The organism is Campylobacter concisus, from assembly GCF_902460675.1.
GTDB classification, from domain to species: domain Bacteria; phylum Campylobacterota; class Campylobacteria; order Campylobacterales; family Campylobacteraceae; genus Campylobacter_A; species Campylobacter_A concisus_AJ.
This window is the reverse complement of sequence record NZ_CABPUQ010000003.1, coordinates 47663-63689: the sequence shown is the minus strand read 5'-3', so window position 1 is coordinate 63689 and position 16027 is coordinate 47663. Positions and strand designations below refer to the sequence as shown.

18 protein-coding genes and 1 pseudogene are annotated in these 16027 nt (G+C 41.8%); 3 read left to right on the top strand and 16 right to left on the bottom strand.

Annotated features, from left to right (window positions below; translation table 11 throughout):
* The first annotated feature begins 123 nt into the window (after positions 1 to 123).
* Genes moaC through F3G88_RS09905 form a run of 3 tightly spaced genes read left to right on the top strand, consistent with a single transcriptional unit; the run spans position 124 to position 2089 of the window.
* Entirely contained in the window at positions 124 to 600 is a 477-nt protein-coding gene (gene moaC / locus F3G88_RS09915) for a cyclic pyranopterin monophosphate synthase MoaC (RefSeq protein WP_180995527.1), read from the top strand.
* Positions 575 to 841: an HP0495 family protein gene (locus tag F3G88_RS09910; protein WP_103574247.1), complete on the top strand. Its 267-nt coding sequence runs from the start codon at positions 575 to 577 to the stop codon at positions 839 to 841. The genes moaC and F3G88_RS09910 overlap by 26 nt, the downstream gene beginning before the upstream one ends.
* Before the next feature lie 9 nt (positions 842 to 850).
* Positions 851 to 2089 carry a hypothetical protein gene (locus F3G88_RS09905; RefSeq protein ID WP_103574246.1) on the top strand — a complete coding sequence of 413 codons (1239 nt, stop codon included), beginning with the start codon at positions 851 to 853 and terminating at the stop codon, positions 2087 to 2089.
* A 69-nt stretch (positions 2090 to 2158) separates the two neighbouring features.
* On the opposite strand, the gene F3G88_RS09900 is transcribed toward F3G88_RS09905, so the two are convergent.
* From F3G88_RS09900 to F3G88_RS09825, 16 genes and pseudogenes are all read right to left on the bottom strand, one after another.
* Complete coding sequence (locus F3G88_RS09900; RefSeq protein WP_103574245.1) at positions 2159 to 2953, bottom strand: undecaprenyl-diphosphate phosphatase; 795 nt, start codon at positions 2951 to 2953, stop codon at positions 2159 to 2161.
* 58 nt (positions 2954 to 3011) lie between these two features.
* Positions 3012 to 4922 carry a transketolase gene (gene tkt, locus F3G88_RS09895; protein ID WP_149716063.1) on the bottom strand — a complete coding sequence of 637 codons (1911 nt, stop codon included), beginning with the start codon at positions 4920 to 4922 and terminating at the stop codon, positions 3012 to 3014.
* A gap of 108 nt (positions 4923 to 5030) precedes the next feature.
* Entirely contained in the window at positions 5031 to 5930 is a 900-nt protein-coding gene (locus F3G88_RS09890) for a polyprenyl synthetase family protein (protein WP_149716062.1), read from the bottom strand.
* The gene (locus F3G88_RS09885; protein WP_149716061.1) at positions 5927 to 7036 is read right to left on the bottom strand and encodes a DUF7488 domain-containing protein; all 1110 of its coding nucleotides are present in this window, start codon (positions 7034 to 7036) and stop codon (positions 5927 to 5929) included. The genes F3G88_RS09890 and F3G88_RS09885 overlap by 4 nt, the downstream gene beginning before the upstream one ends.
* A complete protein-coding gene (locus F3G88_RS09880) occupies positions 7033 to 7347 on the bottom strand; it encodes a YbaB/EbfC family nucleoid-associated protein (RefSeq protein ID WP_002941513.1) in 315 nt (104 codons plus the stop codon). The genes F3G88_RS09885 and F3G88_RS09880 overlap by 4 nt, the downstream gene beginning before the upstream one ends.
* Before the next feature lie 3 nt (positions 7348 to 7350).
* On the bottom strand, positions 7351 to 7698 hold the full coding sequence (panD, locus tag F3G88_RS09875; protein ID WP_103557800.1) for an aspartate 1-decarboxylase: 348 nt from the start codon (positions 7696 to 7698) through the stop codon (positions 7351 to 7353).
* A 17-nt stretch (positions 7699 to 7715) separates the two neighbouring features.
* Positions 7716 to 8285, bottom strand: a complete 570-nt coding sequence (locus F3G88_RS09870; RefSeq protein ID WP_149716060.1) for an HI_0983 family protein — start codon at positions 8283 to 8285, stop codon at positions 7716 to 7718.
* Between the two features lie 18 nt (positions 8286 to 8303).
* Positions 8304 to 9587: a UDP-N-acetylmuramoyl-L-alanyl-D-glutamate--2,6-diaminopimelate ligase gene (locus F3G88_RS09865; protein WP_149716059.1), complete on the bottom strand. Its 1284-nt coding sequence runs from the start codon at positions 9585 to 9587 to the stop codon at positions 8304 to 8306.
* Entirely contained in the window at positions 9565 to 10119 is a 555-nt protein-coding gene (locus F3G88_RS09860) for a histidine kinase (protein WP_103574239.1), read from the bottom strand. The genes F3G88_RS09865 and F3G88_RS09860 overlap by 23 nt, the downstream gene beginning before the upstream one ends.
* On the bottom strand, positions 10106 to 10381 hold the full coding sequence (locus F3G88_RS09855; protein WP_103574238.1) for a NifU family protein: 276 nt from the start codon (positions 10379 to 10381) through the stop codon (positions 10106 to 10108). The genes F3G88_RS09860 and F3G88_RS09855 overlap by 14 nt, the downstream gene beginning before the upstream one ends.
* 136 nt (positions 10382 to 10517) lie before the next feature.
* Positions 10518 to 11438: an ABC transporter substrate-binding protein gene (locus tag F3G88_RS09850; protein WP_149716058.1), complete on the bottom strand. Its 921-nt coding sequence runs from the start codon at positions 11436 to 11438 to the stop codon at positions 10518 to 10520.
* A gap of 73 nt (positions 11439 to 11511) precedes the next feature.
* A complete protein-coding gene (locus F3G88_RS09845) occupies positions 11512 to 12204 on the bottom strand; it encodes an ABC transporter ATP-binding protein (RefSeq protein ID WP_149716057.1) in 693 nt (230 codons plus the stop codon).
* A complete protein-coding gene (locus tag F3G88_RS09840) occupies positions 12201 to 12950 on the bottom strand; it encodes an ABC transporter permease (protein ID WP_103574235.1) in 750 nt (249 codons plus the stop codon). Before F3G88_RS09840 ends, F3G88_RS09845 begins: the two co-directional genes overlap by 4 nt.
* A complete protein-coding gene (locus tag F3G88_RS09835) occupies positions 12947 to 13558 on the bottom strand; it encodes a hypothetical protein (RefSeq protein WP_103574234.1) in 612 nt (203 codons plus the stop codon). The genes F3G88_RS09840 and F3G88_RS09835 overlap by 4 nt, the downstream gene beginning before the upstream one ends.
* A gap of 101 nt (positions 13559 to 13659) precedes the next feature.
* Entirely contained in the window at positions 13660 to 14622 is a 963-nt protein-coding gene (locus F3G88_RS09830) for a Cj0814-related protein (RefSeq protein WP_103574233.1), read from the bottom strand.
* Positions 14623 to 14865: 243 nt separating this feature from the next.
* Positions 14866 to 15333, bottom strand: a pseudogene (locus F3G88_RS09825) (alanine--tRNA ligase-related protein); the annotation flags it as partial.
* Positions 15334 to 16027 lie beyond the last annotated feature (694 nt).

Sequence of the window (16027 nt, the reverse complement as noted above, 5' to 3'; positions counted from 1 at the left end):
AATGAAAAATCGCTCTTGCGTTTTGAACAAAGCTTAAATTTTAGATTTTTGATATTTTTTGCTTAAATTTGCTGATAACTTAAATTTGTTTAAATAGGCTATAATCCACCAAAAAAAGGAGAGATAATGCTAACACATTTAGATGAAAAAGACCGTCCAAAAATGGTCGATGTAAGCCCAAAAGATCCCACCAAAAGAGTAGCAACAGCTAGCGGGATCATCAAAATGAGCAAAGAGGCCTTTACGGCGATCAAAGAAAACACCGGCAAAAAAGGCCCAGTCATACAAACAGCCGTTGTCGCTGCGATAATGGGCGCTAAAAAGACAAGCGAGCTAATACCTATGTGCCATCCACTGGCCATTTTGGGCGTGGATTGTGACATCGAGGAGCTGCCTGAGATTTGCGCTTTTAAGCTTTTTGTAAGCGTAAAGATAGAGGGCAAAACAGGCGTCGAGATGGAGGCGCTAACAGGCGTAAGCGTGGGACTTCTTACTATTTATGATATGGTAAAAGCCATAGATAAAGGTATGGAGATCGGCAACATCGTACTAGAGAGCAAAAAAGGAGGCAAAAGTGGCGAGTATATGCGATCTAAATAATAAAAAACCAAAGATCGACTACCCAACACACTGGGAGTACAAAGTGATCTTTGATGCGAGTGATGAGGCAGAGGCAAAGGTGAAAGATATAGTAAAAGATAGGGAATTTATGCTAGTTTTTTCTAAATTTAGCAAGGATAAAAAGTACGCGAGCTATGATCTGGCGGTGCTAGTTTTGAGCGAAGAAGAGAGGCTGGAGATATTTTCAGCACTAAAACACGAAGCAAAATACGTTTTATAAGGCAAAAATATGGATAAACTTGAACAAAATTTACGTGATTATAAAGAAAGCGAGGGGCTACTAACTAGCATAAAAGCTCTTTGCAACGACTTTTTTAAGGACGTCTCAGACAAAGATGAAAACGCACTGCCTGATCTTTTGAAGCAAAAGATGAATGAGCTTTACAACAAGATGGACAAAGAGAGCCTCATAAATGCCAAAAATCTAAAAAGCGCGATGGAGGGGATAAATCAAGCTCTAGTTAGCGGCGAAGAGAAGGAGCTTTATGAGCTATTTGATAAAAGAGATGAGATAAATAGAGCCATCGAGGCAAAGCGAGAAGAGATAAAAAATAGGCTAAAAATTTCATTTGAAGCGGCTGAAGAGGTCGTAAAAGATAGAAATTTTGGTGAAAAAGAGGAAATTTTAGAGCTTTTAAACAATGCGATCATTAGAGAAACGAGAATGCTTGGCATCTTAAAAGAGAGCGCTCAAATCGCCTTTCTAACGACGCTTGAGGGCGCAAAGGACGTAGAAGAGACCGCTGGCGCGATAGCTAAAAATATGACCTATTCTGCGATAAGAGGCGGGGAGTTTAGCAAAGAGCGAATGTTTGAAATTTCAAAAAATATCATCAGTGCAGCGGGGAATTTAGCAAATGAGGGGCATATCTTTGCAAAAGAGCTCATAAAAGGCGCGATAAATGGCACGAGAGATGGCATTTTAAAAGCTATTGAAAAGCTAAAAGATGAGGCTAAATTTGCTCCAGACGAGCTAAGGCTAAACTCACAGCTTTTAAATTTAAAAAACGTAGATGAAGAGTTTATAGCGCTTCTTAAAGAGCTTGAAAACGAATTTGATGGCGTAGCTAAAAGCGAGATCGAAAGCGTGATAAATAGCGAGCTTGACACAAATCTAGCAAAATTTAAACGCATAAGCGATCAAGCGATAGAGCAGATCAGCTCAAGGCTTGAAGAGCTAAAATCAAACGGCGTTGCAAAGCTTATGAGCGAGGCAAATAATAAATTTGAAGCTCTAAAGCAAGAACTAAACGACAAAAGCAAAAAGCTAAAGCTAAATTTTGACGCAAATGATAAGCTTGAAGGCCTCAAACAAGATATCGCGGAGTTTGAGAAAAAGGCGAACGACAAGCTTGAAGATATCAAACAAATGGATATAAAAACAGAAGCTAAGAAATTTGGCGATAGAGCCTATCAAGCCGCAAAAGACTTTTTAAACGTCATAAAAAAAGATAAAAAAGAGGAGTAAATTTGCCAAGCTTTTTGGCAAATTTATCATTTTGGCTAGGTCTTAGCCTAGCCATTTTACAACTTAAATTTATAAAAATAGATAGAGCAAAAACGCACCCAATATCAAGCGGTAGATGACAAAAGGTAGCATCCTGATCCTTGAGATGATCCCCATAAATAGCTTCACGCAAATATAAGCACTAACTGCACTTATGATAACGCCAAGAGCGATGTCACTCCAAGGCAAGGCGTTTGGATCTTTTATAAGCTTGATACTCTCAAGTCCGCCAGCTAGGATGATGACTGGGATCGACATCAAAAATGAGAAATTTGCACTGCCTTTGTGGCTAAATCCTAAAAATAAGGCTGCTGTCATCGTTATACCTGATCTTGAGACGCCAGGGATGAGCGCCACAGCCTGTGCTAAACCGATGATAAGAGCAAATTTTATGGTCATTTCGTATTCGCTTTTATTTGTCGAGCGAAGATCAGCAAAGTAAAGTGCGATGCCAAAGACGATCGTAGTAACAGCGATCACAACGCCGCTTCTTGCGTACTCTTCGATCATATTGTTAAACAAAAGTCCAAAAATGCCAACTGGGATAGTAGCAAATCCAACGCACCAGACAAGCAGGCTATCGCCCACCATCTTTCGTTGCGCGATCGAGGCAAAAAAGTCGCGAAGTAGCTTAAAAATCGTATCTTTAAAATAAAAAAGTATCGCGCTTAGCGTACCAACATGCACTGCCACGTCAAAAGCAAGCCCTTGATCTGGCCAGCCAAGTAGCTTTGGCACCAAGATGAGATGAGCTGAACTTGAAATAGGCAGAAATTCGCTTATGCCTTGCACCAAGGCCAAAACGATAACGTGAGAAATTTCCATAAAATGCCTTTTTTGATTGTAGATTGCAGTTGGGGATTTTACTCCCCAAAGTTAAATTTTATATAAGTTCGCTAGCAAAATTTGCAAGCTTTTGCGGAGTAAATCCGAAGTGATCAAATAGCTCGTTCGCCTTGCCGCTGGCGCCAAAGCTGTTCATACCATAAACTGCGTCGGCAAATTTATACCACTCATAGCCAGTTGCGGCCTCAACTGCGATGATCGTTGTGTTTTTATCTAAAATTCTAGCCACATACTCAGCTGGCTGCTCGCAAAGCAGGTCAAAACAAGGCGCTGATACGATATTTGCGCCGATATCTTGCTCAGCTAGAATTGCAGCTGCTTTTACGCAGAGTGAGACTTCGCTGCCACTTGCTATAAATGTTATCTTCGCATCTTTTGCCGAGCTTAGCAGATATGCGCCGTTGCCAACCTCGCCAAATTCGCCTTTTGCAAGTGGCTCAAGCCCTTGGCGACTAAGCACAAAGGCACTTGGAGCGTTTAAATTTAGCGCCGCATGCCAGCTAGCTGCATTTTCGTTGCCATCAGCCGGACGAAAAGTGTAGAAATTTGGCATAGCTCTAAATGTGCTAAGCTGTTCTATTGGCTGGTGTGTCGGACCATCTTCGCCAACGCCGATACTATCGTGCGTGAAGACAAAAAAGTGCTTGATGCCCATTAGCGCTGCTATCCTCGCACTTGGCTTTAGATAGTCGCTGAAGATGAAAAATGTCGCTGAAAATGGCAAGAAAAGGCCGTATCTGGCGATGCCGTTGTTGATAGCTGCCATGGCGTGTTCTCTGATGCCGTAGTGGATGTTTTTGCCATTTGGGAAGTCGCCCATGCCCTTTAGCTCGGTCTTGTTTGAAGGAGCAAGATCAGCACTACCGCCGATAAAGCCAGGAAGTTTTTTTGCTATCTCATTTAAAATAACATGGTTTGTATCTCTTGTGGCTAGCTTTTTGTCGCTAAAGTCTGGAAATTCGATCTTGCTAAAGTCTGGATTAAGAAGGGAATTTAGTAAATTTTTGCCTTCAATGCTTAATGCCTCAACCTTTTTGTTCCACATAGCCTCTTCAAGATCGCCCTTTTCTACTGCACCTCTAAATCTTAAAAGCACGTCCTCATCGATAGCAAATTTCTTCTCAGGATCAAAGCCAGCTGCGGCTTTTGCCTTTTTGATGATCTCTTCGCCAAGCGGTGCGCCGTGGCTGTGGTGGCTGCCTTCAAGCTCCATTGCGCCGCGTGCTATGTGTGTGTTTGCGATAATGAGATATGGCGACTCTTTCTCGCTTGCTTGCTCAAGTGCAAATTCGATCTGGTTGTAGTCGTGTCCGTCGATGCGTGCGACCTCCCAGCCCTGCGCCTCAAACCTAGCTTTGACGTCCTCGCTAAATGCGATCGCTGTGTCGCCCTCGATCGTGATGTTGTTTGAATCATAAATGAGCACAAGGTTGTCTAGTCTTAAATTTCCAGCGATCGAACATGCCTCGTAGCTTATGCCCTCTTCTAGGTCGCCGTCGCCGCAAAGGCAGTAAATTTTATGATCGATTATTTTATTATCTGGCTCATTTAGCACGTTTGCAGCGTACTTTTCTGCCATGGCTAGACCAACTGCATTTGCTACGCCTTGACCAAGTGGGCCAGTAGCCACCTCAACGCCTGGAGTGTGAATTTCTGGGTGTCCTGGGGTGTTTGAGCCAAGTTGGCGAAATTTCTTAAGCTCATCTAGGCTTAGATCGTAGCCGCTTAGGTGCAAGAAGCTATAGACCAAGCTTGACGCGTGACCACCGCTAAAAACGAGCCTATCTCTGTTTAGCCATTTTGGATTTTTAGGGTTGTGTTTTAAAAAGTTGCTTAAAACCACCATGATATCGGCTAGGCCCATAGGAGCACCTGGGTGTCCGCTGTTAGCGTTTTGCACCATATCAGCGCACAAAAATCTTATAGTATCGGCTTGTTTTTTTAGCATATGATCTCCTTTTTATTGCGTCAGATTATACAAAAAAGTGATTAAAACTTGCCTTGCGTTTTTGCTCAAAATGTCTAAAAAGTGATATAAATTTACGAAATTTACGAGCTATCTTAGATGCTTGTCTGTAAGCCCTAAGATCATCTTTGCAATGTTTGCATCTATCTGTTTTAGCGCCTCTTCTATCTCGCTAATTAGCTCATCTTTTTTCTTTTTTGCGCCAGATAGACCAAGTAAATTTGTAAATGAGTTTTTAGCTAGATCGTTATGCACGGGCTTTCCAGCGGCCGCCTCGTCGCTTGTAAGATCGATGATATCATCTTGTATCTGAAAAGCAAGCCCAAGCTTTAAACCGATATCATAAATTTTCTCGCGCTCTGTTTCGTCTAAATTTACTATCACAGCGCCCATTTTTAGGCTTGCAGCGATGAGCTTTGCGGTTTTATGGATGTGTAAAAAGACTAGCTCATCAAGGCTTAGCATCTTGCCAGAGAGGCCAAATTTAGCCTTTGCTCTTTTGATGTCCTCTTTATTTGTATTTTCAAAAAAACAATCCAGCGCCTGACCTAGCACCATGCCACTAACACCAGCATTTTGGCTTAAAATTTCAACGCACTTTATACGAGTGTCGGCTGGTAAATCGGCACGTGAAATTTCATAAAAAGCATGCGTATTTAGCGCATCTCCTGCAAGTATCGCAGTCGTTTCGTCGTAGGTTACGTGAAGCGTTGGCGTGCCGCGCCTTAGGCTTGCGTTATCCATAGATGGCAGATCATCATGGATGAGCGAGTATGTATGCATCATCTCAAGCCCCAAAGCCACTCTCATGGCTTTTTGCGTGAGGCTTTTATCCACATTTTCGACCACGCCAAGAAGCAAAAGCGCCCTAAAGTGCTTGCCTCCAGCCTTTAGAATAACGCCAAGCGCCTCCTCGTAGTAAGGATGAAAGCTAGACGCCTTTGGCAAATTTGCATTTAGAAATTTTACGAAGTCCTCAAGTAGGCTCATTTTGGCACTCTTGCAAAGAACTGAAAGTCGTTTCTAGTAAATAAAAGCACGAAATTTTGCAGATCGCCGATCTTTTCTAAAAGCTCCTCGCGGTTGCTCACGCTCTCTTTGTTGTAGCCTAAAATTTTATCGCCGATCTTGATGCCAAAGATGTCGGCATTTGACTTTGGCTCGACCTTAGTAACTACTAAATTTTTATCAACCGTGATACCATAATCCACCAAAACTTTATCATCTAGCAAGCTCTCAGGCGATTTTGGCATGACATTTAAATTTGGCAGATCAAGGCTTGAAGGGGCGTCAATGTCTAGGCTTTGGTTAAATTTCACATCCCCACTTACTGGGACTTGAAAGAGTAGCTCCTGCCTATCACGCTTCACGATGATGTCCAGTTTTGCGCCTTTTGGAGCAAAAAGCACCATCTCGTTTAGCTCTCTTAGGCTCTTTGGCTTGATGCCATTTATCGTAACAAGCTCATCATCAACCATCATCATCTTGCCGCGGCCCAGTGGATCAACAAGACCCACAAAAAATTTATCCTCTTTTTGTAAGAATTTCACGCCGATATCGCCGTAATATACGTCATCGTAAGATACAAAGTGCTTTAAATAGCGATTTGGTATAAATTTATCAGCTCCAACAGCTATGCCTATCATCTTACAGCAAGGCGTGTTTATCTCGCCAGTCGCGTTATACTCGAAGCTTAGCGTATCAAAGTCGCCTAAATTTTGCCCCAAAGACTTGATGTGACCCATGACGGTGTTGTTGGAGTCGTTTAAGATGCCAACCCAAGTGCTCTTTTTGATGCGCTCCTCGTTGGTCTCATCAGCCATCACAACGGGGCTTAGCTCCTTGCTAGAGCGGACTAAGAAAAGCTGCAAATATGGGTCAAATTTGACATATTCGCCAAGCGGAGCTCCGTCACTTTTTGGCACTGCGATCAAATTTTTAGTGATAGCCACGCCAAAGTGTTTATTTACCGAGACGATTGAGTTTTTGTTCTTTTCAAAGCAGGCGTTAAAGTCCTCTTGCGTAGGCCTAGGATCGGCGTTTAGGCAAAGCGCTGATAGCAAAAAAGCAAGGGCAAATTTATATTTTAGTCTCATTTTATCCCCATCGAAGCAAGGCCGCCAAGCATCCTTGAAGCGGTGTTTTTCTTATCGGCCTCAACTGATTTTAGCACGTCATTTACGGCGCTTATTAGCAAAATTTGCATGCTCTCTTTATCTTCAAGCAAGCTATCATCTATGCTGATATCAAGTATCTCGCCGCTGCCGTTTGCTCTAACGCTCACTAGTCCGCCACCGCTTTTTGCGCCAAATTCTTTATTTTTGCTCTCTTCTTCCATCTGCTTGGCCTGCTTTTGCACATCCTCAAGCATCTGCCCCATCTTTGAAAAGTCAAATCCCTCAAACATCGCCTACTCCTTTATGATCTCGTTTTTGTTATTTACATGCACGATGGTTGGCTTAAATTTCTTAGCCTTTTTAAATTTCATACTAGCATAAGCCACGATGATGACCACGTCGCCAACGCAGACCTTTCTAGCAGCTGCGCCGTTTAGGCAAATTTCGCCTTTTTTGCCCTTTATCACGTAGGTGGCAAATCTCTCGCCGTTATTTACGTCTAAAATTTCAACCTTTTGATTTTCTATCAAATTTGCAGCTTTTATAAGCTCCTCGCCGATGCTGATCGAGCCAACATAGTTTAAATTTGCGTCTGTTACGACGGCTCTGTGGATCTTACTAGCTAAAATTTCTATTGTCATTTTCTGCCTTGTTTAGTTTATTTGCACTCTATCACTGGTCTGTTTGCTAAAAATTTCTCGTTTAGTTTCTCTGCCTTTAGCGTCTTTTCTAGCTCGTCAAGAGTTTTGAAATTTCTAGCAAAAGATACGCCGACTAGCCCACACTCGCTCGTTTTTGTAACATCTAGTGTTATCTCGTAGCTGTTAAATTTTGGATTATTTGGCTCTGGATAGTAAATTTCCTCACGGTAAGAGCTGTCGCTACCTATCTTTTCTATCTTAAATTTGCCCTTTTTTGGATCTGTGGTTTTTTTTATCGCTGTTATAAAATCATCTATGTTTTTGATGCTTGGCGCATAGGTAACGCTGATTAGCTTACTCCATCCATAGCCGCCCTCATCTTCCAAATAATACTCCACCGTAAATTCATTTTGGTATTTTTGGTGATAAATTTGGCCGTCATACTCTATATTTTGAGGTAGGTTGCTCACCAGATAGCTCTTTTGGTTTGCGCTAGATTGTAGCTTTTGCGGCTCTTTTTGAGCAGTGGTACATCCTAGCAATAGTGCAACGCAAGTAGCCGTAAAGGCTAAATTTAAAATTTTCATCATTTTTCCTTTCAAAAGTTATCTACATAAAATTTCAAGCACCACTTCTTTGTCGCTAAATGGATGCTTGACGCCCTTTATATCCTGATATGGCTCGTCGCCTTTGCCAAGTATGACAAGCGCCCAGCCAGGCTCAAGCTTGCTAATGGCTAGCGCGATCGCCTCTTTGCGGTTGGCGTTTCGTATCAAATTTTCATTTTGGCTCATACCAGCGCAAATTTCATCGATTATGCTCTCTGGCTCCTCGCTTCTTGGATTGTCACTTGTAATGATGCAAATTCTTGCGTATTTTTGGGCTATCGCTCCCATTTTAGGGCGCTTTGTCCTATCTCTGTCGCCGCCTGCACCAAAGACTGCGATCAAATTTAGATGTCTAAGCGAGTTTAGCACCTTTTCTATGCCATCAGGCGTATGGGCAAAATCCACGATGACTAGCGGATCGGTGCTAACGACCTCCATCCTGCCACTCACACCTTTAAATTTACTTATCGCCTTTGAAAGTGCGGCTGCGTCTGGGCGCTCTAGCAGGCAAACTGCGCCAAGAGCTGCGATTAGATTGTAGAGATTAAACTCACCTTGAAGGCTTGAGTCTATCTCCACATCACCATTTGGCGTCTTGATAACTGCGTCTATGCCGTCCTTTAGCCCATAAACTATCGGCGAGAAGCTGGCTGGCTTTTTGATCGCGTATGTGTAGGCGTTTTTTGGGTTAAATTTAACGCCACCATCGTCAATGTTTATGAGCTTTACGCTCTCATCGTCAAAAAAGCTTGATTTTACCCTTGCGTACTCCTCCATGCTCTTGTGGTAGTCTAGGTGATCTTGCGTTAGGTTTGTAAAAATTTTAAGAGCAAAATTTAAGCTCTCTATGCGTTTTTGAGCGATCGCGTGTGAGCTAACCTCCATCACGAAGTACTCACAGCCCTGTTCGCTAGCTACTTTGAGGTATGAAAGCGTCTTTAAAATGGCACTTGTCGTAAGCGCCTTGTCATCTATCTGCTCGCCCTCTATAAAAGCCCCCCTGGTGCCACTTAGGCCGCATTTTTTGCCTAAATTTCGCATGGTCTCATAGATAGCCGCAGCCGTCGTAGTCTTGCCATTTGTCCCTGTGATGCCAACTATTTTTAAGCTTTCGTCTATTTTTAAAAGCTTTTTGCACTCTTCAAGGGTGATTATCTTAGCGCCCTTTTTTACCGCGTCCTCTGCAAATTTCGCATTTGCAGTGGTTTGCACAAAGTATGCACCCTGCTCGCACTCGTTTGAGTCATCTGTTATGAAGCTATTTTCTACTGATATTTTCATCGTTTTGTCTTTTTTGTATCTCTTTAAAAAGCTGATCTATACGCTCGTCGCCGCCAAACATCACCGCCGCACTCTCAAGGTAGTTCATGCTCATATCGATGAAGTCATTTTTTATCAAATTTCCTAAAAATTCCAAAAAATCGTCTTTGTTTGAGATCATCACCTTGGTTGAGAACATGATGTTTTCAAAGACCTTTTTAAAGCTGCCGTCCTTATAAACAGCCCTTTTAAAGTCCTCGTAGCTGATCGCGTCTTGCTCTTCAAAGTACTCGCTCTCCTCGTCTCTGGACTCTAAAATTTTTAAAATTTCCTCCACGCCCTCGTCGTCCTCGCCGGCTCTTACCTTAGCCATGTAGTAGTCAAACAAGAGCTTTGCCTCCTCGGCATTTTCCTCGCCAAGAGAGCAAATTTGTATCAAAAATAGCAGATCCTTCTCGCGTGTCTTCTCGTAGGCTAGCGAAAAGTAAAAGATCGCATCTTTAAATTTAGAGCGCTTAAAGTGCTTTATGCCTACTTTTTTATAATCTATCAATGTTAAATTCCTCGCCTATTGGGACGTTTATGACCTCAAGCTCTGGGTGAATGTCGATGCGAAGTTGCCTTTCGATACCGTATTTTAGCGTGGTCGTGCTGGCCGCACATCCGTGACAATGTCCTGTGAGCCTTACGTAAATTTTGCCATTTTTTATGCCAAGTAGTTCCATGCCGCCGCCATCATTTTCAAGCATAGGTAGCACCTTTTGCAAACTCGCAGTCACTGGTTTTAAAAGCTCTTCATCACTAAATGGGATCATATTTTTTCCTTAAATTTTTTAGCTATTATAGCAGATAAAGTGCAAACAAACGTTTTCTAGGCTTTTACTGGTGGCGTTTTGGCTTTAAATTTTGGTGGTTTTTTGTGAGAAAAAAGGGCAAATTTGCCCTTTAAATTTAGTTTAGTAGAAGTGATTTTATATCGATTTTATGCTCTATCATCTTGCTTTCAAGCATAAATTCTTGCGTAGCTTCAAGCGCTTTTATATCATCAGCCGTGATCTTTGAGCTAAAGTCGTACTGAGGATACATGCTCTTTACCGCCTCTATGCTAAGCCCAGTCTCTTCAGCCGTAAATTTAAGCGCATCGTCCTCGTTTGCTTTGATGTAGGCCAAAATTTCATCCTGAGCCTTTTTAAATTTCTCAACTATGTCTTTATGCTTTTTATAAAACTCTCCGCTTGTTGCCGTGACTATGACTGGAGTGATGACGCCTTTGCCAGTTGTCACTACATTTAGGCCTGATTTTTGAGCGTTGTAGGCCGCTGGTCCTGCAAGAAGCGCTGCATCGACGCTGCCGTTTTCTACTGCAGCTTGCGCAGCTGGGATACCCATAGAGATGAACTCTACGTCGTTTATGCGAAGTCCGCCAAGCGCTAGGTATCTAACCAAAAGCTCGTTTAGGATAGTGCCTTTTGGGCCTGCTACTTTTTTGCCTTTTAGATCTTTTGGCGACTTGATGTTTTTATCTTTAGAAAATATGACAAAGGCCTCTGGCGCCCTTGAATAGGCGCTTATGATCTTTATATCAGCCTTATTTGCAGCTGCTAGTATGACCGAAGTGCCGCCCACGCAGTTTAAAAACTGGAGCGAATTTGATGCGAGAGCTTGTGTCTGCTTCGCACCTGAGGTGATCTCAGAGTACTCAACCGGCACGCCAAAAGACTTCGCGTAAAAGCCTTTAAATTTATCGACGATTGATGGGACGTTTAGTGGCGATTTTACGTAGGTCATGCCGATCTTATCTAAGCCCTCGCTTGCGTTTGCAACTAAGCAAAACAAAGAGGCCGCACACAAAACCTTAAAAAACTTTCTCATATTTGCTCCTTTAAAATTTTCAAGATTATATAATCTTTTGCTTCATTTTGGTTTTAATTATCATTTTATTTGCCTAAATTTCACTCAAAATTTTGCGTTTTATCGCTATTAGCTCCTCGCTTAGCAGATCTCTTGGTCTTACTAAATTTGATAGATCGTAGCTTGACTTTATCCCACCCTTTTCAAGCAAGATGATCTCATCCGCCAAAAATAGCGTCTCGTCGATGTTGTGCGTGACAAAAATGATGGTTTTGCCAGCCTTTATCTTTAAAATTTCAGCCTGCATGCTAGCTCTAGTAAATGCATCAAGCGCGGCAAACGGCTCGTCCATAAGGATCAAATTTGCCTCATACGCAAGCACCCTTGCAAGCGAAACGCGCGAGCTCATACCGCCAGAGAGCTGCGAAACTGCGGCAAATTTAAAGTCGCTAAGCCCTATCATCGATATGAGAGCCTCTATCTTCGCTGGCTCGATCTCCTGCTTTTTAAGCGCAAATACGATGTTTTCATAGACGTTTAAAAAGGGCATAAGGCGGGCTTCCTGAAAAACGAAGCCGATCTTTGCTTGCTCTTTAAATTTTATCTCGCCCTGGCTAATGCTCTCAAGGCCAGCGATGAGGCGTAAAAGCGTAGTTTTGCCACAACCGCTTCTGCCGAGTATGACGGTGATCTTATCTTTTTTTATACTTAAATTTAGCTCTCTCAAAACGTCGATACGCTTTTCGCCTATAAAAAAATGCTTGGATAAATTTGAAATTTCTATCATTTCTCACCTCGCAAAAGGCTAAATTTTGCTATCAAAAGTAAAAATATCCTATCTATAAGCACGCCGCAAATGCCGATCGTAAAAATACCTACAAATATCCTATCCGCGCGTGAAAGCTCCTCCGCGTCGAGTATCAAGTAGCCTAGACCGCTTGAAGCCGCTATCATCTCAGCTCCAATGATCGCACGCATGGCGTAGCCAAAGCCTATTCGCATGCCGACAAAGATATCTTTTAGCGCACTTTTTAAGATGATCTTGTAAAAAATCTCAAATTTGCTAAAGCCAAAAATTTTGCCAACCTCGATGAGCTTTATATCGCAGCTCGTTAGCCCCTTTGAAATGCTAAGAAACATCGGGAAAAATGAGGCTAGGATGATAATGATGATCTTTGGCGTCTCGTTTATACCAAACCAAAGCACCAAAATGGCAATGAGGCTAAGCGGCGGGATATTTCTAAAAAACTCCAGTATCCACTCATAATAAACGCTTATCTTTGGCAAAAGTGCCGCTATGCCGCCAAGAACTAGCGCTAGGGCAAAGGAGAGAGCATATCCTGCAAATATGCGCTTAAAGCTGATGATAGTATGCGTAGCAAGCTCGCCGCTTTGAATCATGCCAAGCATCGTCTTAAAGGTCGTCACCGGGCTTGGCAAGATATATGGCGTAAAAATTTCTAGCTTGCAAACGACCTGCCAGATAGCAAAGATCACGAGAACTAAAATGCTCTTTTTAAAAATTTCCCTCACAGTCCATCTCCGTTGTGACAGCCGTTTTCGCAGTATAAAAGCTCGATGATCTGGTAGTTTTTAAGCTCGCTAAATTTATATGAAAGGGCGTTTTGTATCTTCTCTTTACTGCTAAGGCTTAGTGTTTTTACGCCCAAATTTGTAAAAAAGCCAGGCGGTATCGGGCTTGCCCCTAGCCTTTTCATCTTTAAATTTATAGCGTTTTGCTCCCTAAAGCTTTTCCACGTCAAAAATGTAGTTCGCGCTAAATTTAGCCCTCTACCTAGCTGAGCTAAGTCCTCGCAAGGTGTCGTCGCATAAAGCCACTCGTCCTCTTTTAGCTTTGCGCTAAGCTCAAGCGCGCTCTCTATCAAAATGGGGTTTAAATTTGATATGAGAGCGGCTTGCTCTTTGAAATTTGCCCTGATGAAATTTACAGCCCTTGGACATCGGCTATCGAAGATGAGCTCCTTTTGCGCAAGGTCGTTTTTATATGCGTTTTTTACGCTTTTAACGTGGTCTTTTTCGCACTCTACTACGCTAAAACCTTTGTTTTGCAAAATTTCTTTAAGTGCTGCAAAGTCGTAGATGTTTTTTACAACAGGATTTAACCAAACAACTTTTTTCATAAGAGCTCCCGTCAAATTTAAAAGCAAAATGTAATAATTAAAATCAAAATTGTATCACTTGAAAGTAAAAAGATGGCTTTGGGGGTTAAATTTATAAACAGCTAGACTTTTACGTCTAAATTTTGCTTTTTCTGCGTCTTTTCTATGAGTTTTAGTATATCTACGCCGCTTTTTTCAAGGCGCATTAGCTCCTTAAGATAGGCAAATTTCTCGTCCTTATTTATATCGTAGGTCGCTAGCTTCTCGCTTCGGCCGATCACCGAGGCATAGACCTTGTTGCCATCAAGCTTGTCCGTGTTTTGCACATTGTAAAGTGACAGCACGCCCTCTATCACCTCTTTAAATTTCGCCCCGCTCTTCATGCCAGCCTTCATAAGCGTTAAAAATCTCTGCCTGCTCTCATCGTCAGTGAAATTTATACTTTGCATTGTCTCATATTCGATCGGTGGCTTGTTTGTGCTAGTTAGCATTGAGATAGCCTTCTTGCCTATTGTAATGCTCTCCACGCCGACCCTCTCGCCAAGATATTGCCTCAGCGCATAGTCCAGCCACCTATCTTTAAACTCCTCGACGCTCAGGTCCTTATCAAGTATCTCAAAGCCCTCCACATGGCTCTTGCGGCCAAGTCCGAGCAAGGTGCCGCTATCATCTTTTGACGTGTACTCTTTTGCGAAGAGATCGACGTTTGTTGGATAGTATCCGATAATCGATTCGTAAAGCCTTCCAAAGCCAAGCGCCTCGGTCTGACTAACAAAGCTTTTAAGCTCATCTATCTCGTCTTGGCTCATTTGCTTGTCGTATCCCATGAGTTTGCCCCAGATGCTTATCTTGCCATTAGCAGCTATGCCTGTGAGCGAGTAGTCTTTAGCAAATTTTAGCGGCTCATCATCTTTGTGAAATTTTATTTGATCGCTGCTTTGGTTGGCGTTTTGAACTAATTTTTGAGATGATAAATTTAAGGAATTTTCGTCTGTGCTAGGCCTGATATGGCTAGCGCTTTGCTCTCTAATGTTTTGAAAGCCGCTATATAAATTTACATTAGCTCCATTTACGCCACCTATCATCTCAAATCCTTTGTAAGATAGTTAAAACAAATATCGTCTCTTTCAGAGTAAAATTTAGGCTGGTTTGGGACTGGATAAATTTAGAATTTGCTTTTTAGAAATTTACCTGAGCTAGGTTTGGTTTTATTGTATTTTGTTCGTATTTTTGATTTTGGCTTTAGCTCGTATTTTGCCATATCGCAGATCATTTCATATCAAATTTGTGCCATCTTCGCTCGCATAACCGGTCAGCCTTGATAGTGAAATTTCACTGTAAGGGCCGCATGGTCCAGTATCGCCCATCTGCCAGAAGTTATCATGGTCGCCAAAGCGGTAAATTCTCTCTTTTGCGATGTGTGAGCTCCAAATTTCAAACGCCTCATCATCAGTCTCATGAACTGTAACATAGAGCTTATCTTTTGGTAGTTTTAGCACCTCTATGACAAATTCCCAAGCGTAGGCGATCGCCTCTTTTTTGAAGTATTCGCCAAAGCTAAAATTTCCAAGCATCTCAAAAAATGTGTGGTGACGTGCTGTGTAGCCGACGTTATCAAGGTCGTTGTGCTTTCCGCCAGCTCTTATGCAGGTCTGACAGCTGGTACGGATAGGTGGCGTTGGACGTGGCACTTCGCCTGTGAAAATGCTCTTAAATGGCACCATGCCTGCGTTTGTGAAAAGTAGTGTTGCATCGTTTGGCACGAGTGGCGCAGAAGCTACTAGTTTATGCTTTTTACATTGTCAAAATTTAGAATTTGAAATTTTATTTTTGGTGAAACTGGTTAAATTTATAATTTAAGATAGTCTATTAGAAATTTATACCGCATGCGATTTAATATTTCAAGTATACGCCCCCTTGCTATTAAAACTCCACAAACTTCCTTGTAAATTTGCACCACAACCACCACAAAAACACCACCTGCCAAGCCCATAGCTCGGCACAACACCGAAAATTTAAAAAGCTGGCTCTAAATTTAGAAATTTATATCATTTTGGGTCGTAAATTTAAAGGAAAGCAAAATTTATCTTTTGGGCAAAGTTGGGAAATTTATAACACAAGATGGACCATTTTGAAATTTTGTTTTCTCCTTATAAATATCTAGCAATTGCTCTTTAAAACTAACTAAGAATAGCTAGCTTAAATTCAGAAATTTATAGCTTTGGCATTAAAATTTAATAGGATAAATTTAAGCTATAAATTTGCAAGGTCGTTTTAGAAATTTGAAATACATTAAATTTAATATTATGAGCGTCTAGTCAATTTTGTTTTAATACGTCTATATAAACTTTCACTAACTCTGCGTCAATTACCTAAATACTTCGAAAAACTAAAATTTATAATGTTCTAACTTGCAAATTTACTACAACATAGAATGGTTCAATTTAAAAAATATAGAAATTTGTAAGCTCGTTTTAGAAATTTGAAATA